This is a genomic window from Vulcanisaeta sp. EB80 (assembly GCF_002078205.2).
On sequence record NZ_LCWN02000008.1, the window covers coordinates 24,520 to 51,396 of the forward strand.

Here is a 26,877-nt window from a genome sequence, read left to right on the forward strand (position 1 = left end):
TATATTTTAATTTTACTGTATCATTCGCCTATCATTGATTTTTCTTCAGCAGTAACTTCCTCCTCAGAGTCAACGTGTAATCTCCTGATTTGTACGCCATCTGGGGTTAGCAATGCCATTTTAACTGATGCCCCATCCTCACCGAACCTGGTTAGGTACCTTATGAGGACCTTGTTCGCTATGACTATGCCCACGTGCTGCGTCTTGCCATTTAGGGATACGCTTTGGTGGTAGTGCCAAACCTCCTTCTTCGTTATTATGTTGAATTGCTTAACTATTGAATCCTTATAATCATTGAGCACGAGGTTGTATATACCTAGGACCCTCCATATCCTCTTCGTTGGGTTTATCTCCCCGTAGATAATTACCACGGGTCTCTCCGTCTTCTTATCCTTAACCCTTGATTGGTAGATGGCTGTTATGACGGGTTTTGAGTCGAGTATGAGCAAGTCTTTGATTGATTGCCTATACCTAATCACGGCTGCCATGAATGGCATTAATAATCTAAACCTAAACTCGACACCGTTTGGTATCTTGATACTATCGAAATTACAATTATAGCAGTGAATCCTGACTATGGCGGGTGAGGGTTCCATTATTCTCCTTATGAAATCCCGCCCTTCTTCAATCAATTCCTCATTAATATCCTTCCTCGATTCCTCATTAACACTCATCAATACTTCATCACTACTATAGAATTTATTAAATTTATGGTTCATAATGATAATATTGTTCTATGGAAAATGTGCAGATTCTGCACCTTACAAACAATTTTTAAGTGGCAGGTTGTGTATTTAATATGTATGATGAATGAATTAAGGAGGTACGTAACCCACACCCAATTACTGCTATGGCCTAGGATAGGTATTAAGGTAAGAAATAATGTCGCATATGTAATAATGTTAAATAAATCAAATAGGGATGAAGGTCGGTATCTTAGATGCACGGCAATTAAGGTTTCGAGTAATCCCCTACTATCGTGATGTAAGTATTAATGAGTACACAACAACCTCCTTACCGCCCCTCAAAATCACCTGTCTATTTATTAACCCCCTCCGCATGAGCACGCTTATCGCGTGTCTAACGGTTCTGCTCGGAAGCATAGTCTTCTCGGCAATCTCCCTCTGGGTTAATTGACCCTCATACTCCAGGATCTTCAGTATGAACTTAGCGCTAGGTGGCAGGTCCATGTTAGCCATGAGACTGACTTTCCTTTCGTAACGACCAATCGTGCTCGAAACACCACCAACCCTAACAAGCTTAAGTGGCTTTCCAGCACTAACCCTAACCTCATTACCTACATGGGACCTAACACTACCATCTATGATAACCTCAACCCTAGACCTAGACACTATATCCCTAACACGCACCACAGCGTCCTCAGGTACCACAACAGGCACGCGCGCCAGGTTAGTACTATTGACAGGGACGACCTCGAAAACCCTAGCCCTTGAATGAAGCAGAGGTCCGCCAACGGACATGGCGTATGCCGTGGAACCCGTTGGTGTAGCCACTATTAAACCGTCAGCGACATCGTGCCATAGGTACTCATCATTTATGTAAAGGCTGTACTCAAGTGTTATTGCACTCCTCATTGGGAATATTGCAACCTCATTAATAGCATCAGGCAATCTCTTGCCTTTAATGTTTACGGCTAGTCTCAGTATATTCTCAATATCGTAATCCCCATTAACCACCGCCGAAATAGCCCTATTTAAATTCGGCAAGTCAACAGAGTTCAGGAAGCCAAGATCAAAGCCTATTGTTAGGATTGGGCCGTCCCAGGAGTTCAGCTTATGGAGGTTCGTTATTATGAACTTATCCGTACCAGCAATACCAATAACATCATAACCACTCAACTCACTATCTAATTCTGTAACCACATCGAACAATGATGAATAATCACCAAGGTAACTCCTAACCTCATTAATCATGCTAGGCATCGATACTATCAACCCCCTCATAACCCACAACTGAACTGAAGTTACCGTATATTAACTTTTTGAATAATTACTTATTAATAACCTGGTCATTCCTGTATAAAGCCGTGACATTCCAATCACTAATAATTGGTGTTGCAGGATTAATAGCAATCGCCGTAGGGTGGATACTGGCTCTGGGCGATGTACCACCGCTAAGACTAACAATACCATACCTAATAGGTAGCGCCTTACTAACAATATACTCATTAATTAACTGGAACTTAGTGTTTCTAATACTCAACGGTGCAGCCACAGCATTATCAGCCATGAACCTAGTAAGGAGGGTTCGGGAGCTCAATACTAACGCTAAAGATCATGGAAAGGGCAACAAGTTCCAGGATTAAATCACCCCTCGCCACATAGATATCGCGGCTAAACTCCAACAACCAACCAAGGTTAGCATCAATCACTAATGTACCCCTCGCACTACCTCTACCCAGGGTTACGCGATACGTAGTTCCCTGTCCCGGGGCAACTATTGAGTAAACACCGCCAACCTCTACCCTAACATTACCAGCGGTTATTTCAGAAAACCCAAGGTAATCATTTACGAAAGCCCTGACAAAGCCTAGCATTGACAATGAATCTTCGAATGTCTTTGCACCATTAATCGTGCTTAATAACGTGGTTAATGATTTCAAGATACCCCTTACATTATGTCTATCAATTGTTATTGATCCTCTACGTGGTATCAGTGCCAGCACTATGGAGCCCCTAGCGTGGCAGTCCCCATGGGCGTCAATAATTATGGCGCGTTGTTGCGATGCGCAATCGTCAATTTTGACCATGCTGTAACCTAACTCATTTATTATCTCCATTAACCACTGGGGTGCATCACCATACACATAGATCAATCGTTATCACCGCATATACTAAAAATCAACACATCCCAATTAGCTGGGTGCTCCTAATGCCCCGTTCCCTTCATCCCGGCGTGTCTAATCATCCTTCATCTCTTGTCGGGCCTTGCCCCCATGCTCGGAGCATCAACGTTCAGTGCCCACGGGGCTGGGTCTTGGACCACCCCCTTCACCGGATTCCCCTCGGGCAGGCGGTCAGCATCAAAATCAGCCTGGGGTATTTAAGCTTTTAGGAAAAGTTCCTGCCGTAACCTAAGAATCCCTTCTCCATATCCTCAATATCCCTCATTATCTCGCTTACGGTTTCCTTAATAACATCAAGTGGAGGCTTACCCTTAGTCTTTATCCTAAACCTAACATTCTGCGTGAGTGGGTGGTCCACATCGTACATTGCATACTCAACATCAGGCCTCTTGAGTAAATACTCTACCAAGGGTGCGAATAATGTGTAGGTTTCACCTTGGGCCACAGCCTCTAGATAGTTATCCTCAACCTTAACAACACTTATTTTAATCACAAAATCACACGGTACAACTTCTGGAAATAAAAACTTTAGCCCTAAATTTTATTAGTATCATAAAGATAGGTCCTTTAAGTGATGAGAACCCCCGTAGCGGATAATGAAGAGTTCACGTACCGGCTGAGCGATTTGTTCCTTTTAATTCTCAGTCGTTGGCGAATTAATCACCGTTCATGAAAGGGTGCGTTCATCACCCTCTGCAAAACTACTCACCGGTTGGTGAGCCTCCACGTAATCTGCCCCTCCTTTTCGTATCCCTCATCCTATTTATCTCCCTATCGATCCTCTTAAGTAGGGTTTCGAACGCGTACCTAACTGCATTAACCGGATCCCAATCAACCTCATTTACCGTGTACGTGTTTACATTATCCTTAAGCATCACGTGAACCGAGTACTTACTCCTTTTCTTCTCACCACCTTTCTCATACTTCTTAATGTTTATCTTTAGGTCTATCACATTCACCATCCTATTTATCTTAGCGACGTAATTACTAACAACCTTCTCAATCAAAGCCTTAGTATCCTCATCAACATCAACAAGCCTAGCCTCTATGGGCACCTCCTCATACGGCCTAAGCACAGCCTTAATAACGTCATAACCAGAGATAACACCAACCACCGAATCCCCGGAAATAACCGGTAACCCGGAAACCCCATTCTCAAGCATCACGCGGACAGCCTCACTCAATTCATTATTACCTTCTATGGTTATGGCGGGGGTTGTGGCTATAGCCTTAACGGGCGCCGCTAATATGTCATCCTCAGTACCCACCACATCACCACGCCTACTACGCCTTGGTATTGATGCGTAGTACAGCCTCTCGACTATATCACGCATACTGACTATACCATACAGCTTACCCGAGTCTAGGACAGGTAGTCGTGTTATCCCATGCCTAATCATGAGCCACTTAGCCCTAGCCACAGCCTCATTACCATCGATGGTTATTGCCGGTTTAGACATCACCGAGGAGACAGAGACCCTAGGCAACCTTTGATTCCTCAATAGGTAATCAAGCATTTTTTCCCGAGTTAGGATACCGACCAGGTTCATGTTCGAGTCAACAACGGGCAATGCCCTAGCCCTCAACGTTAATACCTTACCCATTGCCTTAACGAAATCCGAGTCCTGGTTTATGGAATAGGGTGGTGACATGACACTGGAGACCTTGGACTTAAGACCAACCCTACGCTCAAGCAGCTCCCTATAACTTAACACACCCACTAACTTCCCATTATCATTAATCACAGGTACGATCCAAGCCTTGAAATCCCTCATGTCGGAGATAACCTTTGAAATTACATCCTTGGGCTTCGCGATAATGATCACGTTATCCATCAATTCACCAACAGTGGGTAGACTCATCAATGTGTAACTATGAAGCCCTTTTAATAATTTAATGGGTATAGTTTTATAAGCCGTTGTTGCAATGGGCGACGCGTGGAATGCCAGGAAGCCGTAAATAATGTAATACCGGTCATACACAATCCAGCCAGTGTACAGAAATTACTCGATGCAATAAAGGTATCACTCGGCTTTGGGGTGAGGACTATAGTCGTCACCAAGGCCGTAGGTTCAGCGGCACAGCAGGGCATTCCAGAGGCCTTTAGGTTGGTGATGAGGGTTGGGGCATCATTAATAGTGCTTCCCGACATTAGGGATGCTGTGGAGTTACTAAAGCCCGATCATATATACTTCCTAAGCACCAAGGGCGAAATAATGGGTGATCTCAATGGTAGGGTGTTACTTATTGTTCAAGCCTCGGATCAGCAATTTATGCCGAGTGAATTGAATTTAGGTAGGCAGGTTAGGGTTTTGGGTAGGGACGTGGGTAGTACCGCATTGTTAACGCTGGCCTTAAATAAAATCCTTGGTTCATGTATTGAATGAGCGCTAAATGGGTTACTACTTAAAAATACGCCATCTCAAGTAGCCTTGGTCGTAATGTCGGCATTCACAGATGCATTAGCCATAATGATCGTGCTCCTGGTAATAGCCCTAATCACAGACGCGGCAATAATATATGTAACCCGTAGACTAGCCGCGAAAAACCCAAACGTGGTTAAGCTGCAGAGGTACGAGGCCGGCAACCCACCAGTTGGTGAGGCTAGGTACGTATTCCCAATACAGTACGTTGGCTTCCTGCTGGTGTTCCTGGGCATGGAGCCTGTCATAGTCATTTTGCTGATTTTATCATCAGCTGCGGTGGTTGGTATGCCCACTTCAGTGCGTATTTATAACCTACATATAGTGATCATGATACTTGTGATTTTATTAATAGCATTACCGAGCGTTTATGTAGGTTATAAATACGCACTGAAGATGGCTTATCCCAAAGAATTTTTAAGAAGAGCAGGTAGGTGAACCTGAATGTCAATTGATAAGATAGTAGAGCCATACAAGAAGTGGGGCACGAAATACTCACTCTGGCCAATACACCTGGTCACAGCCTGCTGCGGAGTTGAGATGGCACACACCTGGAACCCTGCCTACGACGCCGAGAGGCTCGGCTCACTTCCCTGGCATGCACCGAGACAGACAAACCTAATCCTGGTGGAGGGTACCATAACCTTCAAGATGGCGAGGGTTTTGAGGTTCATTTGGGAGCAGATGAGTGATCCCAAGTACGTAATTGCCATGGGTTCCTGCGCCGCCGAGGGAGGCATATTCTGGAATAGCTACCATGCAGTTCCCGTTAGTAAGATCGTACCAGTGGACGCCTACGCAATTGGGTGCCCACCAACGCCCGAGTCCGTGATCCAGATGATAAGGATCGTACAGAGGAAGATAGAGAGTGGCGAGGCCAGGGCTAACGTTAAGCCGAGGACGATAGACCTAACCAAGGTGCTCACCCCATCACCAACAAAGCAACCAGCGCCAAACCCACCACATAGGATTACGCCAAACCCGCATATACCGGTATGTACCGAGAAGAAGGTTGATTGGGCCTTCGGTTATGATTACGTTAATAATCAATTAATGCCCGCACTGAAGGAATCGGCAAAGAGGATTGTGGTAACGGACATCAATAGAGTGTGCATTGAAGTAACACCAGATAAGATAAGGGATGCTGCCCAAGCATTGTATAAACTGGGTTTTGATCACGTTAAGTCGGTGAATGTAATCGACGTGCCGCACGAGAATAAGTTCTATGTTGAGTACTGGGTATCCAGCTACAGTAGGAAGGAATTAATGCCGGTGCTCGTTGCATTAACGACCGAGATACCCAGGGACAACCCGAGGGTGCCCAGCCTAATTGATGTATGGACCAGTGCGGATTACATGGAGAGGGAGATGTATGACTTCTTCGGTGTTTGGTTTGAGGGTAATCCATGGATGGGTAGAAACTTCCTCCTAGACCCAGACACACCGGTTAAGTTCCCGTTGAGGAAGGACGTACCAATAGTGAGGGAGTTCTACCTAGTCGATAGGGAGTTCCCAGGTGTTGCAATACCAACGGCTCCAGCCAAACCAGCTGCGCCAGCGAAGCCGCAAGCGCCACAGCAGAAACCAGCACAGGTTCAACAGCCCCAGTCAAAGCCAGCGCAGGCCGATGCAGCAAAGCAGGAATCCGGTTCGGGGTGATTGGCGTGGGTAGCGAGGAGAGGTATGTGGAATTGTCGATGGGGATGGAGGTACCTGAGGAGTTCGTTAAGAACTTCGTGCCAATACCTAAGGAGTACGTGGAGGAGGCGTACAGGAGTGATGAATACCTGGTATTCATAGGACCGCAGCACCCAGGTAGTGGTCACATGAGGATAATACTCAGGCTCAAGGGTGACTACATAGTGGATGCAATACCGGACCCGGGCTACGTCCATAGGGGTGTCGAGAAGCTAGCAGAGACGAGGCTCTACATACACATACTGCCACTCATAGAGAGACCCACAATACAGGACTCGGCAAACTTTGACCTGGGATATTCGAGGGCGGTGGAGAAGCTCGCAGACCTCGATGTGCCAAAGAGGGCACAGTACATCAGGGTAATACTCGCGGAGCTAAGTAGGATCGCAACCCACCTATACGATACGGGCATACTCTCCGTATTCATTGGTCACTCCACAGGCTACATGTGGGCCTTTGGGCTCAGGGATGTGATTAACGAAGCCTTCATTAGAATAACAGGCGCAAGAACAACGCTCAGTTACACAATACCAGGCGGTGTCAGGTGGGATGTTAAGCCGGAGGTTTTGGATTTCGTTTATGAATTAACGAACTACCTCGAGAGGAAGATGAAGGATATGGAGTCAATATTCGTCAAAAACCCAGTAACCATACACAGGCTCAGGGAGGTCGGTGTACTATCGAAGGATGAAGCCATCAAGTACGGGTTGGTGGGTCCATTCCTAAGGGCATCTGGTGTGGAGTACGATGTTAGGAAGGTGGAGCCTTACGAGGTGTATAGCGAGTTTGATTGGGATATACCCGTGGCCGATGAGGGCGACTCCTACTCAAGGTTCCTGGTCAGGGTTGAGGAGATTAGGCAGAGCATTAAGATAATTAGGCAGGCGGTTAAGAACATACCAGACACACCAATACTCAGTGAGAAGATACTATCCAGGATACCACCGAAGGATAGACCGCAGGCGGCCAGGGACATAAGGACATTCCTAACAAAGACCCACACAGGACTAACGCCAGGTGCCGGTGAGGTAACCACACTAACTGAAGCCTCAAGGGGATTACTGCTCTTCACGTTGGTATCGGATGGGCATAGTAACGTACCATATAGGTTGAGGATGGTGACACCATCATGGCTATTACTTAGGGGCTTCATGGAGTCACTGAAGGGTTATAGGCTAGCTGACGTACCAGCCATCTACGGCTCCTTCGGCTACTTCCCACCCGAAGCCGATCGTTAAGTGGACAATACACTGCAAAATGAACCTGCTCATTTTTACTAACCTTATAATGCATGGCTATACAAGGTTTTTAGTTATTAACGAGCTTATACCATTTTGTGGAGAGTATAACGTTGCCGGAGGCGTTGGTGAGAAGTATAAGGGAAAGAGGATTGGATGTTGAGGACTTAGTAATTAACCTGCTAATAAAATCTCTAAACCTAGACCCTAAAATTGCCGTAGAAGCCCACGTGGAGCTTGCTTTGAAGTATCTTGAGGAAGGTAGGGGGCTTGCGGATAAGGACACAGTCCAGGCTAGCGAGAAGCTTTATAAAGCTGCTGAGGAGGTCGTTAAGGCCTTGGCGATACATTATGGGTTTGATGGCATCCTGAACAGGGTTAATGAGAGGGGTAGGTGGACAGTAACCGAACTAGAGAAGGCGGTGCTCAGGATAAGTAAGCACTTGGGGGATTGGGTTAGGGCGGTATGGGATGAAGTGAATTACTTACACGTGTGGGGATTCCACGAAGCAAAACTAGACAGTGAGGACGTAATGGCACGACTACCAGACATAGAGAGAATGGTTAAGGAGACTGAGAAGGTTCTTTTGGGTAGTAATTAATTCCTCCTGTGGCTGCTAATAAAAGGTTCTGTGGTAAGGGGAGATTATGGAGATTATAGTGTTAATAAATAGTGATGTTGATGCCCTGGTAATAACAGATAAGGCAAACCCCATGGGACAAGACCTGGATATCTGCGAAAATCAAGGAGGAAATGAGGTTCGATGATCCATTCGAGCTTCATGTCGTGACCAGAAAAAATGAAGAGTGGTACAGAAAATTCATTGATTTTTACGAGAAGTTCTAAACCCAAACCTTATCTATTCAAAGGAGGTACCGTCTTGTAATGGCGGGCACTAATCATTAGGACTTTATATACTGGCCTGCAGTTAGTAATTATGGTGTTACCAAACGAGTACAACCCCGAGGATATCGAGTTTTGGCTAGAGCCACCACTAATACTCTCGATACAGTCGGATGTGAGGAGGATGATTGAGGAGGGGATTAGTGGGCGTGTCATGGCTTTGGTTAAGGAGTTGAGACATGCGCTTGAGACTAGGGGCTTCGTAAGAAGGATATCAGGTGCGTCGAAGACTCTTAATGCCTATGCCATAGACTCGAGCTACCCAACACCGCCCCTAGAGCTTGTTGGTGGAGTTCTCACGGTTCTTTCCTACGGTTATGTGGGTTATCTAAACGGTTCATATGATAAGTACGTTACTGGTGAGGTGGTTTTCGAGGATGTTGGCGAGTTTGAGCGAGTGATAACGAGGAGGGCGCAGGTCAGGGAGAGGGAGTTGGCAATAAAGCTCCTTAGGGATAAGGCTAGGGGTAGGAGGAACATTGATGTCTTGATGCTGGATGGTGAAATACCAATACACCCATTACCCTACAACCTACCTGTGGAAGGTGGTGCACTTAGTTATATAACTAAGGTAATCGGGGAATTACTCAATCTAGCAAGTAAAACAGGTACACCAATTGTGGGCGTAGTCAAGAGGGTCAGGTCAAGGTTATTATCAATATTGCAGGGTAAGTGTTTACCAGTTAATGATAAGTTGATAGCTAGTCTCGTATTGAATAACGGCGAGTACGTAGTGTTGGGAAGTTACGGCGAAATAATGCCGCAGTGGGTTAGAGTAAATTATGGTGATTGTGAATTGAGAAAGAGGTGTAAGGGCGGGGATTGCCCGGACGTAAGGAGCCTAATGAGTAGGAGGCTTGAGGAGGGCTTGAGCAACCTAGACAGAGTATTCAGCGGTGAGGTGTACTCAGGACTGTCGCACTTAAGGGAGGTCAACGTGATATTCTATAAACCACACAATGGGGCACCTGCGGTTAAACTTGAGGTCTATAACCCAGGCAATGCCATAAAGCTCGAGGACTTGGTGGCTTACCTTGAGTCGCAAACTACGGACACGGGATACCCATTCTTACTGGATAGGGTTGATGAGTACGTGAGGCTAAATCCGAGCATACTCGATTACGTAAGAAACCTAATAATTAAGGACTCAAAGGAAGCAAACACCGCATTACTAACAATGCTACAACTGACAAACCCACAAAAGGCTTACCTAGTCAGGAGGCTCGAAGCATAACGACTTAAATAACCAAGAAAGCAACACAAAGCCTAAGCCCTAATTCAATTTCAGGTTTAATAGGATCAAGAATGATACCTTGTTGACCACAATGGCAGTACTTATCCAGGACTTAAGGGTATGAATTCTAACATGCAGTATAGTTTTATAAGAAGTTTATTGTTGCCATTCTAGATGCAATTTGGATTTAAGTTGAGGGGATTGCTGATTAAGACCTTGGTTTTCCTGAGTATGGCTGTTGTAGCGGTTGTCAGTGTTAGGTTTGTCGAACCTGTCTTTGCGCCATTAATCGTGTTTGTGTTGGCGGTGTTGGTTTTTGTTCTGAATAGGGTGATCAATAGGAGGTTGGGTAACATGTGGGGTAGGGAGCTGCTTAGTGTTGGATCATCATACGTAATTTACGAGAAGGGCATCTATGTAAAGCCCATGGACATATTTTACCCGTGGTATGAGCTTAAGACCGTAACTAACAGCATAAACTCCGTGACCCTCATTTTCAATGATGGTACAGAAATCGCGCTACCAAACGATGTTGGCGTTAAATTAAGGGGCTTTGTCCCTGGCATTGAGTAATTGTTAAATAGGCAATTAATACCCGATCTTGGGTGAGTCCCTATTGCGGAGGGTTATAATACTGGGTGCGGGTGGTCGTGACCTCCACGTATTCAATACATACTTTAGGCACAACCCTGAGTATAAGGTCGTTGCAGTAGCCCAGGTCCAGATACCGGGTATTGGTGGTAAACGATACGTCAAGGGTTCGGGTGAGCTATATCAACCAGGTGGGGTACCTCTCATTGGGCTTAAGGACTTGGAAGACCTGGGACGTTTAATTAGGGATCTTGGTGCCGACGAGGTTGTTCTGGCATACAGTGATTTACTCTATAACGATGTTGGTAGGATAATAAGCATAGTACTTGCCAACGGAGCCACCTTCGAAATACTAGGGCCTAGGGACACCATGATAAAGCCTTCAAAGCCGATGATAGGCGTTGTTGCAACTAGGACGGGTGCTGGAAAGTCTACGGTATCTCATGAGGTGACGCTGGAGCTGGTGAGGAGGGGTTTGAAGGTTGCATCGATTAGACACCCGATGATTTACATGAATCCTGACGAAATGATGGTGCAAGTGTTCAGGACCAAGGAGGATCTCATGAAGATAACATTTGAGGAGAGGGAGGAGTATGAGCACTACGTGGAAATCGGCGTACCAGTCCTTGCCGGTGTTGATTATGAGATGATACTAAACGAAGCCGAGAACATGGCAGACGTATTAATCTGGGACGGAGGAAACAACGACTTCCCATTCTACCACACAGACTATCTAATAACAGTAACAGACGCTAGGAGACCTGGGCACGAAGTTGGTAGCTTCCCGGGTGAGGTGAATACCAGGCTAGCTGATGCCGTGATCATAACCAAGGTTTCGGATTCAACACCAGAGAACGTGAGGACAATAATCAATAATGTAAAGGCTGTGAATCCACGGGCATCAATAACACAGGCAGACCTTGAGGTCTACCTAGAAAACCCAAATGCGGTGGCTGGTAAGAGGGTCCTCGTGATAGAGGATGCGCCTACGGTAACCCACGGTGGTCTACCGTATGCTGCAGGTTACATAGCTGCTAAGAAGTATAATGCGGAGATCGTGGATCCAAAACCATATGCAGTGGGCATAATCAGGGAAACTTACATGAAGTACGCACACATGGGACCAGTACTACCAAGCCTAGGTTACACGCCTGAGCAGATAAGGGATTTGGAGGAGACAATAAGGAGGGTACCAGCCGACGTTGTGATAATGGGCACACCGGCACACATTGAGGATGTGGTTAAGATAGACAAGCCAATAGTTAGGGCAAGATGGAGACTCAAGGTTTTGGAGGGACCATCAATAAGCCAGTTAATTGATGAGTTCCTGGAACGCGCAAGAATTAAGTAATTGAAACTAATTAACCAATCGTCAGATCTCCTTTCAATTTTAATGGCAATGGCAACAACAAACTACCTTAGCTTATTGTAACCTAGTAGTGCGTATACATGCCCAACGAGTATTAATATGGCACCCACAAGTATTATAAATAAGAGAGCGCCATACCAGTACCACTTGGCGGCATCATTAAAATCATTAATACCACTCGACCTAGCCAACTCCCTATAGGCATCCCTGAAGAATCTATACTCAAGTATTGCAAAGACGTAGGCTATTATGAACAGTACTATGAAGAACACTAGGAGACTAGTGCCGAAGCCGTATGGGGACGGGGCAATCATGGGTGGGACGTGTAGTGCCAGCATGGGCATGAGGTAGGCGAACACTGCAAATACGAGCACAACAGCCCCCACTATGCCCATTATGAAGCCATACAAGGCATTACGCCATATAGTCTCATTATTATAGGCCTTGGAAAGTTTGTTCAGGGCTATTAAAACGAGTATTAAACCAATAATGCTCAGGATTCCTGCTTGAGGTATGAGTCCCACGAGCATCAATATTACGCCAACTAGCCCAAGCGTGCCTGCAGATTTAATTTCATCGCTTGTACCCATCGGAGCGCTCATTGACCTTTATAGGTTAAGGGAGTATTTATTTTTTATTTTTAGTTTAAAGTGAGGTCTCTTCATTAATAAGAATGGGTTCAGCGCCGATGGAACCGCCTAGGTACTTAGTTGCTAGCTCCATTATGAATGATGCCGAGTTGAGAAGTCTTTCGTAATCCACGCCTGGTACTCCCGCGGTGACTATAAGGACGTTCCTCGTGTCGACTCTGACCTTGGTGTTTTCCGAGTCTCTGTATGGGTATACGTGGAGTATTAAGCCGTCTATTGTGGAGAGTACTATCTGGTTGTTGCTCAGGGTCTTTCTTGGTGATCCAATTGGCGTGAATTGCTCGCCGTCCCTTGCATACCTAAATACCAGGTCCTTGCCCCCAAAGCTCTCTATGTCATATAGTCCAATGGGAACTAGGTACTTAATGCTAGCTATATTCCCAATATCAACCATCGGGTTTATCCTAGGCAGCTCCTCACCCCTAAGCACCCTCCTTAACAAAGCCTCCTGGGCTGGCCTCTGCTTTGTTGGGTCTATGCCTAGTTCGTGCCAATAGAAGTCCCTGTAGTGCCTTATTATTGGGTCGTCCTTAAGCTTATCGAGTGTGTATTTTGCCTTAACCTCATTAATTATTGAGTTTATGACTTTAATTAATTCCCCTGGGTACTCACTATTTCTCACGCCTAGAACTATGCCAACACCAACGAATACCTTACCCCTGAGCTTGCCATCAATAATTAGTTTCATTAATGAGGGTGCTTAAGGCGTTCTTTATTAAGTGTTTCTCAACGATTCTTTATTCGCCATCAGCTCTGGTGCCACTCCTCATTAGTCAGAAATACCAGTTATCATCACGTGATTAGGCTTAGTGAATTAATGCTTTTAAGATTTAACATAATACTTGCTTGTGTGATGAGCACCTCGACCCCTGAGCACGTGAGGAGTGGTATTACGGCTGATAAATACGTCTTCTGGTAATTAAGTCGCTTTGCCCTGTATGTACTATACCCAATACTCAGACAGGCTGACTTTACGTCTAACCGTTGCACCGCAATTGGGGCATCGTAGAATTTCACCACCCCTCCACACTAATTCGTGCCCGCATCTAGGGCATCTTGCATGTACAACACCGAGTTGTGCATCCTTTAGGGTTAGTGTGTATGGTGGTCCTCTCGATATTACCCTAGCCCTAACTACGTCACCTATACCGACCAGGTCGCTTGCGTTGCTTGATTTACCGTTTAATAATTGCGATGGTGGTACTATTCCAGTAATATCATCCTTAAGCAGGACCTTATTACCATTATCATCAACACCCAATATCCTCACTATGACAACCTTATCGTTTGGTATTGCCACAACCTTACCATAAACAATATCGTTTATTTTCAACAAACCATTACCTTTCAACGGCTTTATGCTGATCACATGCTCCTTATTATCCCTAATGACCACGCCCATGACCTGGGCTATTAAGTTACCGTCCTTATCAACATCAACGTTCTCTCCAGGCAGGTATTCCTCTGCTTTACCAATAACATCGCCTGGGGCTACCACCTCGCTCATGCTTTGATCACCACATTCACGTGATTATCAACAACTCCGTCTATGAAACCCTTTATAAACCTAAATCCTACGGTAGCCTGTGGTTAAGATCCTCGTTACTAACGACGATGGGATCTACAGTTCGGGGCTTAGGATGCTCTATGACTACGTTAAGGACTTAGGTGATGTGTATGTCGTAGCTCCAGAAACGCCTAAGTCCGCGTCAGGGCTTGGCATAACCCTGCATAAGCCATTGAGGTTTTACACAATGGATCTATGTGGGTTTAGGGTGTATGCCACATCGGGCACGCCCTCGGATACCATATACCTGGCTGCGCTCGAGATCATGGATAGGGTAGACCTGGTATTATCCGGTATCAATATTGGTGATAATACATCGTTGCAAGTCATTCTATCATCAGGAACGCTAGGTGCCGCATTCCAGGCTGCACTACTAGGTGTCCCAGCAATTGCCTACTCCGTGGACGCGAGCAGGGAGGATGAGATGGTAGGTAATGAGGATCTTGATGAGGTGTTGAGGGTTGTGGTTAGGGAGTCTGCGAGGTTCGTCATTGAGCGGGGTATGCCTGGTGGTGTGGATGTGCTTAGTTTCAATTTCCCAGGTAAGGTAAAGCAGGACATTGAGGTTAAACTCGTGAGGGCATCAAAGCTGAAGTTTGCGGAGCAGGTTGATGCGAGGGTTGACCCAAGGGGTGGTAAGTACTACTGGCTCTTTGGTTCATTAATAGAGCCTGAGGAGGGTACGGATACGTACGTGGTGCATAAGGAGGGTAACATAGCCCTGACACCACTGACGCTGGACATGAATGCCATAGGACCTAAGCCACGGATTGATGAGAATGCAATCAATGAACTAATCTCGAGGCTCAATACGTCCTTATCATTGCGTAAAACTCTTAAATAGTCTTTATATTATCGTTGATGGGTGTCCGTTATTGATTCACAGTTCGCACTGGATGTCCAGTTCGATGTAAGGAGGATTGAGGAGTTAGTTAGGCGGTTTTGGGATGAGAATAATATCGAGAAGAGGTGGCATGAAAGCGGCGGTGATAAGGGGCTGTACGCATTCCTAGAGGGTCCACCAACAACCAACGGCTTCCCACATGTTGGTCATATTAGGGGTAGGACGTACAAGGACGTTGTCATTAGGTACCATAAATCACTTGGTTATAGGGTTTGGGCTAAGGGTGGTTGGGATGAGCAGGGCTTACCTGTTGAGATAGAGGTTGAGAAGAAGCTGAACTTAAGGACTAAGAAGGACATTGAAAAGGTTGGTTACGAGAAGTTCAGCCTTGAATGCAACTCGCTCGTGGATTACTACTTAGAGAAGTGGAAGGAAGTTGGCACAAAAAGATTGGGACTTTGGCTAGATCTAGATCGTGCCTACGAGACTAGGAAGGCGTACTATATAGAGCATGTATGGGCATTCCTAAAGAACGCCTGGGAGAAGGGATTACTCTTTGAGGACTACAGGGTATTACCCTTCTGCCCAAGGTGTGAGACTGCGTTAAGTGATGCAGAGGTTGACCAGGGATATGAGGATAGGGAGGACCCATCAATATTCGTGAAATTCCCAGTTGAGGGATCAAGCAATACATACCTTGTTATTTGGACTACGACACCCTGGACATTAATAGATAATGAGGCTGTTGCCGTAAATCCCAACTTTGATTATGCGCTTGTTAAGGTGACGGTAAATAATGAAGTTGAGTATCTATGGCTTGCGGAGAAGCTTGTTCCGCAGCTTATGGAGAAATTTGGAATTAAGGATTATGAGATTGTTAGGGTGGTTAAGGGTTCTGAACTGGCTGGCATTAGGTATAACCATATCTACATGGATAAGGTACCGGTACACGCACAACACATAAGCGGTGCGCATTACGTTGTCCTAGCCGACTTCGTAACGCTTGAGGAGGGCACTGGTTTAGTCCATATAGCGCCTGCCCACGGTCCTGAGGATTTTGAGGTTGCGAAAAAGTATGGTTTGCCTGTGACGAATTCTGTGGAGATTAACGGCATATTTAATGAATTAGGTGGGGAGTTTCGCGGTAAGTACTGGCTTGATGTGTCGCAGGAGGTAATTAGGGATTTGAAGGCAAGGGGTTTACTGCTTTACTCGGGTACTGTGGTTCACGCATACCCACACTGCTGGAGGTGTGGTACACCATTGATATACAGGGCTGATAAGCAGTGGTTCATTAGGGTTTCGGAGTATAGGGGCAAGTTGGTTGAGGAGTTGAAGAAGGTCAAGATATATCCAGACTTCCTGAGGGATAGGTTCGATAATTGGGTTGCCAATGCAAGGGATTGGACGATATCTAGGAGTAGGGTTTGGGGCACACCATTACCAATATGGCGTTGTAAGGATGATCCAGGAAAGATCCTAGTAATAGGCTCCCTAGAGGAATTGAGGAAATACGCGAAGTTCGTACCAAACGTACCGGATGACATGCTTGTCCATAGGCCATGGATAGACCTAGTCAAGATAGAGACTGAGGATTGTAGAGAGTGGGTTAGGGAGCCGTTCGTGATTGACGTTTGGATGGACAGTGGTGTGGCGTGGATCGCTGGAATCAACGGTCTTAGGAATAAGGAATTATTCGATGAATTATACCCCTATGATTGGGTCACGGAGGCCATAGACCAAACAAGGGGTTGGTTCTACTCGTTACTCGTGACATCTGTGCTATGGATGGGTAAGGCACCCTACAAATCCATACTAATCAGTGGACACGTGGTTGATAAGTATGGACAGAAGATGAGCAAGTCTAAGGGTAACGTGATATGGGCCGAGGACCTATTCAATAAGTGGGGCGCGGATCCAACAAGGCTCTACCTACTGACTAAGTCGGCACCCTGGGACACGATGTCGGTTGATCCGGACGAAATATCCGACGCCAGGAGTATACTATCCATACTGTGGAATGTGGTTAAGTTCGCAAGTACATACATGGAACTGGATAACTTTAACCCAAAGGTGCATAGGCTCGAGGATTTAATAAGTAAGGGATTGATTGAGGATAGATGGATACTCAGTAGGTTCTATAGTAGGTTGCGTAGGTTCATCAATTATATGGATAACATGGAATTACACATGGCCGCTAGGGAGTGGGTTAACCTCGTGGTTGAGGACTTGAGTCACGGCTATATTAGATTGATTAGGCGTAGGGTTTGGTCTGAGGAGAGTAGGGAGGATAAATACGCAGCCTACTCCGTGCTTTATCACGTGATCAAGGGTGCATTGATTATGGGCTCAATCCTGGTGCCGCATGTAACGGAATACCTATGGCAAGCCTTCGTGAGGAGGTTCGAGAACGATGAAGCCGAAAGTGTTCACTTCTCGCTATTACCCAAGGTGGATGATAAGTACATAAGTGAGGAGTTGGAGCACGTATTCGACACATTATTTGCAGTCTTCTCCGACATTGCCGAGTTGAGGAACAAGATCAAGGTTAAACTCAGGTGGCCTCTGGCCAAGGCTATCGTTAAGGTTAGTGATGCGGAGAGATTTAGTCAAGTTAAGCCGTTACTCGAGTACTTGGCCAACGTCAAGGAGGTGTTGTTTGTGAATGAACTTGGGACCTGCAATGAGGATGAGTATGTCAGGGCTCAGGGTAAGGATTATGAGATTTGCCTAAGCAAGGTTATGGATAGGAGGCTGTACTACGAGGCATTGGCTAGGGAGGTGGTTAGGCGTATACAGACAATGAGGGCTAAGGCGAATCTCAAGGTTGATGAGAAAATAAGGGTTTACATAAGCACCAAGGGTGAGGACCTGCTTAACGCAATAAGCGAGTTTAGGGATTACATAATCAATGAGGTGAGGGCCACAGACATAGTCATTGGGCAAGGCGGTGGTAACGCGTTTGTCATGGATTGGGATATCGAGGATATTAAGGTTCAAATAGGAATTGAACGATTAACCTAACCCGTGTTAATAACACCCATACTAATTAAATGCTTCAATGCCCTCCTAACAATCCTCCTAACCACATACCTGCCCCTCAAGGAACCAAACAATTTCATCGAAACCTTACGAACACTACCCTCATTAACAAGCTCGGTAAGTACCCTCCTCTCCTCCTCATTAACGGGCACGTTATATCTAAGGGCAAGCCTAGCTATATCAACGGGACTAAGCCCCACAGACCCATCATCTCTATGGCCAATGAGTTTCACAACCTCAAGCGTCAGTATTGTAACCCAATCATTGCTATTCACATCACCATAAATCCTTCTCAACTCCCTAATCAGCTCATCCTTACTATTGAACCCATCAATTACCGCATCGGCATCTGTTAGCTCACTAACCCTTTTGTACGTAGTACCTATTATCCTCGCCTTTGCCACAACCATGCCACCGCTGTGGATGAAGACCTCCCTGTACCTAGGCCTAATTATGCCGAGCCTTATTGTTGTGAATTTACCATTACCAACCTTATCCATATACCTTGATTTAAGCATCAAATGCCTACCTAGGTAAACGACCCTATGCATCTACGACTCTATGGGTGAGAGAGGTATTTTAAAAGGCTTTATTTAAGGAGGTACTCGTATGAGGCTTGCCGATATCGTGAAGTACGTAAATATTGCGTATGCAGGGATAATGCTTGGGTTAGCCGCGTACTTCATAGTACTGATTAAGTACGGCTACACGTTTATACACTCATCATCAAGCGGCTTCATAACCATTAATCAATTATTCGCATCTGGCTCATTAGGACCTGCCGCCTTAGGCATAATCCCCTCAATACTAGCCGTGATGATAATACTGACCATAGCTATCGTAATACTCAACATGTTTTATGAAAACAGTCTAAAGCCACCTGCGAAGGGAGTTAGAAGGGTAGAGCATCGTAGAGAGAGGAAGGAAAAAGAAAGGAGAAAGAGATAGACCTTGATTTTTATTATCATATCGTGATGATCTACTCCAATTCCTTCTCCGTTAATCTACGCTTAACTGCCCTATCGAAAACAACCCAATTCCTATACCACTCCTCATTAACCTTCCTCAATTCCGTCAATATTGCCTTAGTCAAGTCCTTCGCGGTAACCCTATCCACATCTGCAAATTGACATTCAACCTTCCTAGCAATCCTCCTTGCAACATCCACAGGGGCCCCCGTCTTCAGAATACTAACAACGATCTTCTCAATAATGAAGTCCTCCTCGGAGCCGTCCCTCTTCACTACCTTTGTAACCATTATCCTAGAATAAAATTACACTTGAAAAATCTTTCCCTCATCGCTAAATTACTTTACTTACTTATAATGGGAATACCCTGTGATTGCAACATGGATTCAAGCTTACCTATATAAAGGGCCTTCTCAACCTCCTCGAAGTTCTCATTAAGCCTTATCATACCAAGCCTTATGTGGCTCACCTCATTTTCCCTATCGAAATTCCTCGATACCGTTATTACGGCCTTGCCAGTATTATAATAAATCCTCTTTAGAACGCCCAACGTAAGTAAGTAATTTTCCCTATCCTCAAGGGCGACAAGAAGTCCCCTCTCCCAATTCATTGGTAGTACGGCTATGTTGACGTTGCTAAGCGTCTTCATGTGAAACTCCTTAACATTACCAATCGCTACAGCAACATCACCCCACTGCTCAATGTACATAGTTGGGCCTAGAACCCTTCTTATTAGGTTAAGCATGGATCTGTCGTAGGTTAGGCCCCTAAATAATGGCAGGTTTATTATTGGTTTATCCCTTAGGTTTATTGTCAAATCCCTGGGTGGCATTATGTACTTGCTATAGCCCATCTCCCTGCGTATCTTCCTATCATCCCTATCCCTAACCCTGGCATTTGGTGGTGATGGTAGGACGATTGTTTTTCCACCCCACTCACTTAGTTTGCTTAATAACTCGTTTGCCTCATTCTCCCTCTTAATTACAATTGCATAATTAGCACCAACTTGATCCACAAGCCCAAGCTTGAATTTTATGGCGTCAGGTCCGGAGATCCAGCCATCCGTATTTATGATCACGAAATCTACGGAATGCCTTGTCTTGAGATAATCAACGAGCTTCACAATAGAGCTCAACGCGTAATTCCAGACATATTCAATACCTGTGGTTTCTATAAATATGGACTTTAGCGCCTTCAACTGCGTTAGGTGTGTTATAAAGCCATTAGCAATTGCCGCAGAAACCGTGGTCGGTGGGCCTACATCATTTTGGCCAGGATCGCCATCGATAATACCGACCTTTAGCCCCTCCTTGACACCCTTATTAGTTAGTATTGTTGTTATTGTGGTTTTTCCAACATCCATCGCGCCTAATACCACAATCACAGAATTCCTCAACGAAACCTCACTCAGTGCCCTTTCCCATATCTCGATTACCTCATCACTTGATTTACCTACCTTCTCGAAATTGCCCTCCGGCCCCACTATAATCTCTACCTTACCCCTCTCAAGTGACTTTGCAACTACCCTCCTACCCCTCATTACGGTAAAAGCATTGCCAGGTCCGTAATCAACCCCTAGCACGTAGAACCTGCCCTCAATTACCCTAACGCTCGCTGGTCCATCTATGGTTAATAGCTCGTTAGGTTCGACGGTGATTATCTCCACATTATTGCATTACCTAACGTAGATATTTAAGCTTGCTTACTCAATAAGTGAGCTATGTTAAAATATGGCAAGGTCCCTAAAATCGTAAGGTATCGGTCTACCCTTCTTCTTAAGTTCTTCATACCTCTCAGCAAGGAACTCCTCAAGTATGGGGCATCCCTCGTATTTGCCATCCCTTGGGCATTTATTGTCCTCCACGTTGAACTTAATGAAGCATTCGCCAGACCTTATATCGTAGTATGGGCATTTCTTGTAGTAGTCTTTCATTGATCTAATTATCCTAATAACCCATCGTTGTTTGGGGTCCTTGATTTCTCGCTTTAATTCGTACTCGTTTAAGTCCTCCTCATCCGAGTAGCCATACTTCACCAAAACCACCTATCTGAAATAACTAGCACGTGGTTGTGGTTAGGTTATTAATACCTTTCTCCTCATGGGATTTTGGTAATACTGCAAGTTCATTGGTTGCTTTGTGGGTATTTGCGTGTTTGGATTAAAATGGTTGAAACATTAAAAATTTAAAGCTCAATAACTTACGTGTACTGAATGGCAACAGGTAAGGACTTAATGGCATTATTGCCACACCTCTCAGACCTGGTTAAGAGAGAAGAGGTTAACGTTAGTAAGGTCGTTGCGGATGCAATAAGGACGAAGGGCATTAAGAAGATATTGAGCGATCTTGAGAGGGAGCTTAAGGGGTTGAACGACATAGCAATGGACATATTAAGCAGCCTTGCTGTTGGTAGGCACGTATTAATAATGGGGCCTGTGGGTATTGGCAAGACCACCTTAGCGGAGACCTTGGCCGAGATCCTCCATATAAGTGAGCCGCCATACATAGAGGTTGCCTGCCACAGCCACATGACGGCTACGGAATTAACCGGCGATATAGACATAGCCGTAGCACTACAAGCAGGTCTCGATCACCCCCTGGCCTATATACCCGGCCCCTTGGTCATGGCTCATGGCGGCATATTGATACTCGATGAGATAAATAGGTTGAACCCATACAGCCAAGCCGCACTACTCCAGGTACTTCAGGAGCACTACGTATTCATTAGGGGGTTCAGGATTAGGAGCGATTTCCTGGTAATAGCCACATCAAATCCTGCGGAGTACTCGGGTGTCTACGAACTTAGTGAGGCCTTGGCTGATAGGATGAAGGTTGTGGAGATACCATACCCAGACAAGGACCTACTCAAGACGATACTCTCCTGGAAGAGTAGTATGTACATGGAGCACCTGGGGCTCAAGGCGCCGGATGCCCTTACTGACGTTACAGCCACATTCATGACGTTAGTAACCCAGGACAGCAATATTGAGGTTGGACCGAGTATAAGGTCTGCGATATTCGCCATAACGACGGCAATGTCTAGGGCGTGGCTTGAGGGTAGGGAGGTAACACTCAACGACCTGAAGAGGGAGATAATCAGTAACATGGTTAATGTAATACGTGGAAACTTTGCAAACGAGACGGAAAAGAGGGACTACCTAGTACGTAAGTTTGATGAGGCAATGATGATGTATAGGAGGTATTCAAGGAAATGACCTTGCTCGCTAAATAATTAATTTTAACAACATGAGTAAGCTATTTAATGTGGCAATCACCATTTATACCTGGGGTTAGGGCTTGAGCATAAACATTGACCCTGGGTATATAGTAGTTAGGGTTCTTAGCAAGGTATATGCATATTTACAGGAAGATTCTAGGGTCATTAGACCAGGGTCCGTTAGGAGCTTTGAATCTGCCGTTAATGATATAATGATGAGGATAATGCTTGAGGGAGGCGTTGATTATGACAAGTTCAAGGAGACCGTGGTCAGGGTCGGTATTGAAAATCTTTACCTATCGGTAGAAACCACAAATCCAGAGGATAAAAAGAGGGTACTGGAAGAGGCATTTGAGAGGGCATTTGAGGACCTGGAGACTAGGCAAAGTGAGGTTGGGCCTGAGTCATTAGATCAGCAGGTCTCGGGCTTTAACGTGGGCGCCAGCGACAATTTTGAAAATGTAGAGAGGGGTAATAATGATGAGACCGAGAACACAAGTGGTAGTATTGGTGGTGGTTTTGGTTCTGACCTTAGTGCCGAAGAAAGCCAAGACCTAACCATCGGTAAAACCTTGGTTGCGAATGTTGATGAGCGTAATAAGGACGCGAGGCTCGACTCAATAATATCGACAATATATGAGATATTGTACGGTGGCGTTGGTACAGTCAACTTCCTAAACCTGGCACAATTAATAAATATGTTCATAGATCCATATGCAAACATAGTCGAGAAGGTACAAGTACTTAAGAAGATGGAGCCGTATTTAAGGAACTATGGATTATTACCCACGGACATCAGGAGGAGTAGAGAGGGCGAGAGGGTTTTCGAGGCCCTTAGGAATGTCGTTAGGAATGCCATGAGTGGCATGGGGCAGGTTAAGATTGTGAGGTTTACAGATATTGATAAGTACCCAACCTACGTGGTAAGTGTTAGGGAGTACAAGATCGGTGATAACTACTTCGACGTAGACCTCCAGAAGACAGCCATGAATCTTAGTAGGAAAACCATGATGCACAAGTTATTCACAAACAAGGACATAGTGGTTAAGGAATACGCAAATGTTAAAACGATAGATATTGTGCTATGCTTAGACGTGTCAGGTAGCATGAGAGAACTAAGCAATGGCATGCCCAAGATAGAGATAGCCAAGGACGCCGTGGCACAATACATAGAGTTCCTATCAAAGACGAACGATAGGCTTGCCATGGTATTATTCAACTTCAGGGCTGACGTACTCTGGAGCCTACACCAGGTTAGGAGGTATTGGCAGCAAATGAATTACATGCTCAAGTACGTATATGCCGGCGGTGGTACGAACCTGGCAAACGCACTTGAGAGGTCTAGGGAGGTTCTCACTAGATCGAGGAGTAGTTCGAAGCACGTGATTTGCGTGACCGACGGTAGGACAGTCAACTCCAGCATGTGCATTAAGGAGGCTGTTAGGTTGAGGAGGGGTGGTACGACAATATCCACAATAGCAATTGGAGAAAATAGTGATGATGAGCTACTCATGAGGCTGTCGAAGATTGGTGGTGGATTGTTCATAAAGATAAGTAGTATTCATGACCTGGGCAAGGCGCTCATTATGGATAAACTGCACAGTATGTAGGTGCATATTATTGAAACACTCACCGTAATTACTTTATATACTGTTATGTCAATATGGTAGTGGTGGATTAAATGCTTAGATGCTTTAGCGACTATGTAAGTTTCGTGGTGAAATACCCATTCAGTAAGGAGGGGCTCAATAGGTTTAAGGAGATAACCAGCGAGAGGGGATTATACATAAACGATTTACCAACCACGCCAGTGGGTATGCAATTGCTCAGGAGGGCCTATGAGATATTGAGCGAGGCTATAATGAGGAATACGATAAGTGACGACGTGGATTTAGGTGAGGATGAATTGGTTGCCCATTACATAGCCATAGCATTAGCTGCACACCTGGATAAGTCGTTATGGAGGAGGTTCGCTGATGTTGAAAGTAAAAGGTTCTCGGGGAAGTTATTGCTTGAGGATCCGGATTGCATGATGTATATAGCTAGGGAATTTGGTATAGAGGCTGTTAGGCTTAGGGATTTGGATATCTATGATGAAAGGCTTGCCCTAGCCTACGATGTAGGTGTTAGGGTATGGAGCTACCTGAAGTTCATGCCAAGGAATGACCCTTACTGGAAGTTAGTCAACAGGTACTTACTAAAGGGTTGGGTCCTGGCTACGTATAAAGACCTGGTAAGGCTTGTTGAGGAGGCTGTGGAGAGAAGGGTCCTTGAACTCATAAATAAGGCGTTCGAGAATGTAGACGAGACTAAATCATTAGTCGATGCATTGGGTGGCATGAGGGAGCTTAGGGAGTATAGGATGGGGGTTACCAGTAAGGTTAAGGTGCAAATAAGGGGTCTTACACCACCATGTATTGAAGCAATAATTAATGAGATAAAATCGGGAGGGAACCCTAGCCACCAAGCTAGGTTTGCGTTGGCTGCGTACATGCTCAGGAAGTGCCATGATATCGAGGGCAGACCTATGGAGGATTGTGTCGAGGAGGTTGTTGGTCTCTTCAGGACTGTGGCTGATTTTGATGAGAAGAAGACCAGGTATCAGGTGGAGCACATTGCTGGGCTTAGGGGTGGTCATAAATTCTACATGCCACCATCATGCCAGGAGATGAATAGCCTAGGGCTGTGCCCAACAAACCTGGGTTGTGGCGTGAAGAACCCATTAAACTATACAATCAAGGCGCTCAGGATGCAGTCAGTGCAGGGCACCCAAGGATGAGGTTTAGGCATACATTATTCCCTCACCCTGCCTCTGCTGTGGTTGGGGAGTAATGGGCATGGCTGGTGGTATACCAAGCTCCTTAAGGAGTAGGTTAACCTCGAAGAATACGTATTGACCAATCATCACTTGGACAAACTGGGGCGGCTTACCTGAGTTTATTGACTTGGCAATATCCTCAATCTGTTTGGCATCACCCTGGATTACCAATGCGCCTCTAATTGAAATGTTCACAAGCGATGGGTTTGAGCTGGCGGCTAACGAGAACGGTATTTCAACAACATCACCCCTGACTAACGCGTTTGGGCCTATGACTAGGTTTACGTTGAAGGTTATGGGAGTTTGTTGTGGTATTAGTTGTAGTCGTTCTGCGTGTAGGTAATCATACCTTATACCCACAGCCTTAAATGCTAGACCCGACATACTGGCAAAAACACTTAAATTTGGATTATCTTTTAAAGTCTACGCATGGGGGATGGACAATCAAGGGAGACTGTGGAATTAATAAAGAGGGTTTTGATTAAGGTTGGTTCTGAATTTAAAAAGAGGGATATCGATTTTGTGCTGATAGGTAGTGCAATACTACCGTTATTATACGGTATTGATTGGAATATTCACGACATAGACCTATTCATAACAAACAAATCCACAATAATGGAGCCTGAACTGTTCGAGGAGATCGCTAGGGAGAATGATTGGGATGTGGGTACGGACATGAGTGGTATGATGTATTACGAATTACTCGTGAATGCCCACGTAATTAGGGTTGACTTGATGGAGAACATACTCGACCTATACATACCAGAGGAGATGCTGATAAACGCCGTGAAAGTGAGCATAGATAACCTGGAGGTTAGGAGCATAAGGCTCGAGGACCTATTAGTGTTAAAGGCGAGGGAGGCAAGTGAGGAGGGTGATGAATTCCTATCCCGTGTAGCGGAGATACTGGCAGATCCAGATAGTAAAATCAATATCGACAAGAATTACCTAGTTAGGGCGATTAATTACTACCCAGATGATAAGAATTCAATAGAAAGAAGGCTCGAGAAGTCCGGAATATACCTTGAGTGAAACCTATTTCATGTGCTCCACAGCGTATACATAAATGCCGTCTAGGACGCCCGGTCCACCCTCACGACCATGAGGGCTAATCCTCTCCTCACCCCTCAACGTAGTAGCCTCCTCAATCCTCGCGGCAAACTGGCTAACCAACTCCCTATCAATCCCCTCAACCACCACGTCATCCTTAGTAGCACTAACCTTAATGCCCTTGGGTATCTCGAGCACAATCTTCGACCTCCTACCCATGAAATTCTCAATCACCAACTGATTACCCTGAACCTTAACATTCATTGGAAAGTGGGAAAACACAATCTTCAACTTATACCTCCAACCCCTAGTCACGCCAAGTATCATATTCCTTATATGCCCAGCCACAGTACCAACAACAGCCCTCTCCTCCCTACCTGCCATGTACGACTCAATAAT

General features: G+C 45.4%; 31 protein-coding genes. 17 read left to right on the forward strand and 14 right to left on the reverse strand.

Annotated elements, in window-relative coordinates:
- Positions 1 to 20: 20 nt before the first annotated feature.
- Entirely contained in the window at positions 21 to 674 is a 654-nt protein-coding gene (locus B7L70_RS02720; RefSeq protein ID WP_238376057.1) for a hypothetical protein, read from the reverse strand.
- Between the two features lie 129 nt (positions 675 to 803).
- Between B7L70_RS02720 and B7L70_RS02725 the strand changes: the two genes are divergently transcribed.
- Positions 804 to 983 (forward strand): hypothetical protein, encoded by a 180-nt coding sequence (locus tag B7L70_RS02725; RefSeq protein ID WP_081226366.1) that lies wholly within the window; start codon positions 804 to 806, stop codon positions 981 to 983.
- Here the strand turns inward: B7L70_RS02725 and B7L70_RS02730 are convergent.
- Positions 975 to 1,964 (reverse strand): winged helix-turn-helix transcriptional regulator, encoded by a 990-nt coding sequence (locus tag B7L70_RS02730; protein ID WP_081226367.1) that lies wholly within the window; start codon positions 1,962 to 1,964, stop codon positions 975 to 977. The genes B7L70_RS02725 and B7L70_RS02730 overlap by 9 nt on opposite strands.
- Before the next feature lie 83 nt (positions 1,965 to 2,047).
- Here B7L70_RS02730 and B7L70_RS12960 point away from each other — a divergent pair, with 83 nt between their 5' ends.
- Positions 2,048 to 2,326, forward strand: a complete 279-nt coding sequence (locus tag B7L70_RS12960) for a hypothetical protein (RefSeq protein ID WP_143701509.1) — start codon at positions 2,048 to 2,050, stop codon at positions 2,324 to 2,326.
- Here the strand turns inward: B7L70_RS12960 and B7L70_RS02740 are convergent.
- From B7L70_RS02740 to B7L70_RS02750, 3 genes are all read right to left on the reverse strand, one after another.
- A complete protein-coding gene (locus B7L70_RS02740) occupies positions 2,255 to 2,836 on the reverse strand; it encodes a hypothetical protein (protein ID WP_143701510.1) in 582 nt (193 codons plus the stop codon). The genes B7L70_RS12960 and B7L70_RS02740 overlap by 72 nt on opposite strands.
- A gap of 235 nt (positions 2,837 to 3,071) precedes the next feature.
- The gene (locus B7L70_RS02745) at positions 3,072 to 3,359 is read right to left on the reverse strand and encodes an RpoL/Rpb11 RNA polymerase subunit family protein (RefSeq protein ID WP_081226370.1); all 288 of its coding nucleotides are present in this window, start codon (positions 3,357 to 3,359) and stop codon (positions 3,072 to 3,074) included.
- A 208-nt stretch (positions 3,360 to 3,567) separates the two neighbouring features.
- The gene (locus tag B7L70_RS02750; RefSeq protein WP_081226371.1) at positions 3,568 to 4,728 is read right to left on the reverse strand and encodes a CBS domain-containing protein; all 1,161 of its coding nucleotides are present in this window, start codon (positions 4,726 to 4,728) and stop codon (positions 3,568 to 3,570) included.
- Between the two features lie 75 nt (positions 4,729 to 4,803).
- On the opposite strand from B7L70_RS02750, the gene B7L70_RS02755 reads away from it, so the two are divergent.
- The 8 genes from B7L70_RS02755 to B7L70_RS02790 all read left to right on the forward strand — a co-directional run bounded on the left by B7L70_RS02755 (position 4,804) and on the right by B7L70_RS02790 (position 12,305).
- Positions 4,804 to 5,253 (forward strand): RecB-family nuclease, encoded by a 450-nt coding sequence (locus B7L70_RS02755; RefSeq protein ID WP_081226372.1) that lies wholly within the window; start codon positions 4,804 to 4,806, stop codon positions 5,251 to 5,253.
- Positions 5,254 to 5,307: 54 nt separating this feature from the next.
- Positions 5,308 to 5,727: an NADH-quinone oxidoreductase subunit A gene (ndhC, locus tag B7L70_RS02760; protein WP_081226373.1), complete on the forward strand. Its 420-nt coding sequence runs from the start codon at positions 5,308 to 5,310 to the stop codon at positions 5,725 to 5,727.
- 6 nt (positions 5,728 to 5,733) lie between these two features.
- Positions 5,734 to 6,948, forward strand: coding sequence for an NADH-quinone oxidoreductase subunit NuoB (gene nuoB, locus B7L70_RS02765; RefSeq protein WP_081226374.1), 1,215 nt, complete (start codon positions 5,734 to 5,736; stop codon positions 6,946 to 6,948).
- The gene (locus B7L70_RS02770; RefSeq protein WP_081226390.1) at positions 6,948 to 8,225 is read left to right on the forward strand and encodes an NADH-quinone oxidoreductase subunit D; all 1,278 of its coding nucleotides are present in this window, start codon (positions 6,948 to 6,950) and stop codon (positions 8,223 to 8,225) included. Before nuoB ends, B7L70_RS02770 begins: the two co-directional genes overlap by 1 nt.
- A 98-nt stretch (positions 8,226 to 8,323) precedes the next feature.
- Complete coding sequence (locus B7L70_RS02775) at positions 8,324 to 8,827, forward strand: PaREP1 family protein (protein WP_202908668.1); 504 nt, start codon at positions 8,324 to 8,326, stop codon at positions 8,825 to 8,827.
- Between the two features lie 336 nt (positions 8,828 to 9,163).
- Positions 9,164 to 10,363: a DNA double-strand break repair nuclease NurA gene (locus B7L70_RS02780; RefSeq protein ID WP_238376059.1), complete on the forward strand. Its 1,200-nt coding sequence runs from the start codon at positions 9,164 to 9,166 to the stop codon at positions 10,361 to 10,363.
- 174 nt (positions 10,364 to 10,537) lie between these two features.
- Positions 10,538 to 10,936, forward strand: coding sequence for a hypothetical protein (locus B7L70_RS02785; RefSeq protein WP_081226375.1), 399 nt, complete (start codon positions 10,538 to 10,540; stop codon positions 10,934 to 10,936).
- A 43-nt stretch (positions 10,937 to 10,979) separates the two neighbouring features.
- Complete coding sequence (locus B7L70_RS02790; protein WP_081226393.1) at positions 10,980 to 12,305, forward strand: cyclic 2,3-diphosphoglycerate synthase; 1,326 nt, start codon at positions 10,980 to 10,982, stop codon at positions 12,303 to 12,305.
- Between the two features lie 62 nt (positions 12,306 to 12,367).
- On the opposite strand, the gene B7L70_RS02795 is transcribed toward B7L70_RS02790, so the two are convergent.
- The 3 genes from B7L70_RS02795 to B7L70_RS02805 all read right to left on the reverse strand — a co-directional run bounded on the left by B7L70_RS02795 (position 12,368) and on the right by B7L70_RS02805 (position 14,480).
- On the reverse strand, positions 12,368 to 12,925 hold the full coding sequence (locus B7L70_RS02795; protein ID WP_238376060.1) for a DUF996 domain-containing protein: 558 nt from the start codon (positions 12,923 to 12,925) through the stop codon (positions 12,368 to 12,370).
- A gap of 43 nt (positions 12,926 to 12,968) precedes the next feature.
- Positions 12,969 to 13,661, reverse strand: coding sequence for a B3/4 domain-containing protein (locus B7L70_RS02800; RefSeq protein ID WP_081226376.1), 693 nt, complete (start codon positions 13,659 to 13,661; stop codon positions 12,969 to 12,971).
- Positions 13,662 to 13,916: 255 nt separating this feature from the next.
- Entirely contained in the window at positions 13,917 to 14,480 is a 564-nt protein-coding gene (locus B7L70_RS02805; protein ID WP_081226377.1) for an exosome complex RNA-binding protein Csl4, read from the reverse strand.
- A 79-nt stretch (positions 14,481 to 14,559) separates the two neighbouring features.
- Here B7L70_RS02805 and surE point away from each other — a divergent pair, with 79 nt between their 5' ends.
- Together surE and ileS are read left to right on the forward strand one after the other, a co-directional pair.
- Positions 14,560 to 15,384 (forward strand): 5'/3'-nucleotidase SurE, encoded by an 825-nt coding sequence (gene surE / locus B7L70_RS02810; protein ID WP_081226378.1) that lies wholly within the window; start codon positions 14,560 to 14,562, stop codon positions 15,382 to 15,384.
- A gap of 21 nt (positions 15,385 to 15,405) precedes the next feature.
- A complete protein-coding gene (ileS, locus tag B7L70_RS02815) occupies positions 15,406 to 18,408 on the forward strand; it encodes an isoleucine--tRNA ligase (protein WP_081226379.1) in 3,003 nt (1,000 codons plus the stop codon).
- Here ileS and B7L70_RS02820 read toward each other — a convergent pair.
- The gene (locus B7L70_RS02820; RefSeq protein ID WP_081226380.1) at positions 18,405 to 18,977 is read right to left on the reverse strand and encodes an ASCH domain-containing protein; all 573 of its coding nucleotides are present in this window, start codon (positions 18,975 to 18,977) and stop codon (positions 18,405 to 18,407) included. The two genes, ileS and B7L70_RS02820, sit on opposite strands and share 4 nt — an antisense overlap.
- Before the next feature lie 58 nt (positions 18,978 to 19,035).
- Between B7L70_RS02820 and B7L70_RS02825 the strand changes: the two genes are divergently transcribed.
- The gene (locus B7L70_RS02825; RefSeq protein WP_081226381.1) at positions 19,036 to 19,374 is read left to right on the forward strand and encodes a hypothetical protein; all 339 of its coding nucleotides are present in this window, start codon (positions 19,036 to 19,038) and stop codon (positions 19,372 to 19,374) included.
- 31 nt (positions 19,375 to 19,405) lie between these two features.
- On the opposite strand, the gene B7L70_RS02830 is transcribed toward B7L70_RS02825, so the two are convergent.
- From B7L70_RS02830 to B7L70_RS02840, 3 genes are read right to left on the reverse strand one after another with little or no spacing between them, the layout of a single operon-like run.
- Positions 19,406 to 19,684 (reverse strand): ATP cone domain-containing protein, encoded by a 279-nt coding sequence (locus B7L70_RS02830; protein ID WP_081226382.1) that lies wholly within the window; start codon positions 19,682 to 19,684, stop codon positions 19,406 to 19,408.
- A 53-nt stretch (positions 19,685 to 19,737) separates the two neighbouring features.
- Positions 19,738 to 21,060, reverse strand: a complete 1,323-nt coding sequence (locus B7L70_RS02835) for a Clp1/GlmU family protein (RefSeq protein WP_081226383.1) — start codon at positions 21,058 to 21,060, stop codon at positions 19,738 to 19,740.
- Between the two features lie 57 nt (positions 21,061 to 21,117).
- On the reverse strand, positions 21,118 to 21,429 hold the full coding sequence (locus B7L70_RS02840) for a hypothetical protein (RefSeq protein ID WP_081226395.1): 312 nt from the start codon (positions 21,427 to 21,429) through the stop codon (positions 21,118 to 21,120).
- A gap of 177 nt (positions 21,430 to 21,606) precedes the next feature.
- Between B7L70_RS02840 and B7L70_RS02845 the strand changes: the two genes are divergently transcribed.
- From B7L70_RS02845 to B7L70_RS02855, 3 genes are all read left to right on the forward strand, one after another.
- The gene (locus tag B7L70_RS02845) at positions 21,607 to 22,608 is read left to right on the forward strand and encodes a MoxR family ATPase (protein ID WP_081226384.1); all 1,002 of its coding nucleotides are present in this window, start codon (positions 21,607 to 21,609) and stop codon (positions 22,606 to 22,608) included.
- Between the two features lie 82 nt (positions 22,609 to 22,690).
- Positions 22,691 to 24,220: a VWA domain-containing protein gene (locus B7L70_RS02850; RefSeq protein ID WP_238376061.1), complete on the forward strand. Its 1,530-nt coding sequence runs from the start codon at positions 22,691 to 22,693 to the stop codon at positions 24,218 to 24,220.
- 71 nt (positions 24,221 to 24,291) lie between these two features.
- Positions 24,292 to 25,389, forward strand: a complete 1,098-nt coding sequence (locus B7L70_RS02855; RefSeq protein ID WP_081226385.1) for a DNA primase — start codon at positions 24,292 to 24,294, stop codon at positions 25,387 to 25,389.
- Between the two features lie 3 nt (positions 25,390 to 25,392).
- Here the strand turns inward: B7L70_RS02855 and B7L70_RS02860 are convergent, their stop codons facing one another.
- On the reverse strand, positions 25,393 to 25,812 hold the full coding sequence (locus B7L70_RS02860) for a hypothetical protein (protein WP_081226386.1): 420 nt from the start codon (positions 25,810 to 25,812) through the stop codon (positions 25,393 to 25,395).
- A gap of 45 nt (positions 25,813 to 25,857) precedes the next feature.
- On the opposite strand from B7L70_RS02860, the gene B7L70_RS02865 reads away from it, so the two are divergent.
- On the forward strand, positions 25,858 to 26,460 hold the full coding sequence (locus B7L70_RS02865) for a nucleotidyltransferase (protein ID WP_081226387.1): 603 nt from the start codon (positions 25,858 to 25,860) through the stop codon (positions 26,458 to 26,460).
- Between the two features lie 3 nt (positions 26,461 to 26,463).
- Here the strand turns inward: B7L70_RS02865 and rplF are convergent.
- Positions 26,464 to 26,877: 50S ribosomal protein L6 (gene rplF / locus B7L70_RS02870; protein WP_081226397.1), on the reverse strand; the 414-nt coding region annotated here is incomplete at its 5' end.

Coding starts and splice junctions, on each gene's coding strand:
- B7L70_RS02720 (WP_238376057.1), bottom strand. CDS start 674: ATGAGTGTTAATGAGGAATCGAGGAAGGATATTAATGAGGAATTGATT.
- B7L70_RS02725 (WP_081226366.1), top strand. CDS start 804: ATGATGAATGAATTAAGGAGGTACGTAACCCACACCCAATTACTGCTA.
- B7L70_RS02730 (WP_081226367.1), bottom strand. CDS start 1,964: ATGAGGGGGTTGATAGTATCGATGCCTAGCATGATTAATGAGGTTAGG.
- B7L70_RS02750 (WP_081226371.1), bottom strand. CDS start 4,728: ATGAGTCTACCCACTGTTGGTGAATTGATGGATAACGTGATCATTATC.
- ndhC (WP_081226373.1), top strand. CDS start 5,308: ATGTCGGCATTCACAGATGCATTAGCCATAATGATCGTGCTCCTGGTA.
- nuoB (WP_081226374.1), top strand. CDS start 5,734: ATGTCAATTGATAAGATAGTAGAGCCATACAAGAAGTGGGGCACGAAA.
- B7L70_RS02780 (WP_238376059.1), top strand. CDS start 9,164: ATGGTGTTACCAAACGAGTACAACCCCGAGGATATCGAGTTTTGGCTA.
- B7L70_RS02785 (WP_081226375.1), top strand. CDS start 10,538: ATGCAATTTGGATTTAAGTTGAGGGGATTGCTGATTAAGACCTTGGTT.
- B7L70_RS02795 (WP_238376060.1), bottom strand. CDS start 12,925: ATGAGCGCTCCGATGGGTACAAGCGATGAAATTAAATCTGCAGGCACG.
- B7L70_RS02800 (WP_081226376.1), bottom strand. CDS start 13,661: ATGAAACTAATTATTGATGGCAAGCTCAGGGGTAAGGTATTCGTTGGT.
- B7L70_RS02805 (WP_081226377.1), bottom strand. CDS start 14,480: ATGAGCGAGGTGGTAGCCCCAGGCGATGTTATTGGTAAAGCAGAGGAA.
- B7L70_RS02820 (WP_081226380.1), bottom strand. CDS start 18,977: ATGCATAGGGTCGTTTACCTAGGTAGGCATTTGATGCTTAAATCAAGG.
- B7L70_RS02825 (WP_081226381.1), top strand. CDS start 19,036: ATGAGGCTTGCCGATATCGTGAAGTACGTAAATATTGCGTATGCAGGG.
- B7L70_RS02830 (WP_081226382.1), bottom strand. CDS start 19,684: ATGGTTACAAAGGTAGTGAAGAGGGACGGCTCCGAGGAGGACTTCATT.
- B7L70_RS02845 (WP_081226384.1), top strand. CDS start 21,607: ATGGCAACAGGTAAGGACTTAATGGCATTATTGCCACACCTCTCAGAC.
- B7L70_RS02855 (WP_081226385.1), top strand. CDS start 24,292: ATGCTTAGATGCTTTAGCGACTATGTAAGTTTCGTGGTGAAATACCCA.
- B7L70_RS02860 (WP_081226386.1), bottom strand. CDS start 25,812: ATGTCGGGTCTAGCATTTAAGGCTGTGGGTATAAGGTATGATTACCTA.
- B7L70_RS02865 (WP_081226387.1), top strand. CDS start 25,858: ATGGGGGATGGACAATCAAGGGAGACTGTGGAATTAATAAAGAGGGTT.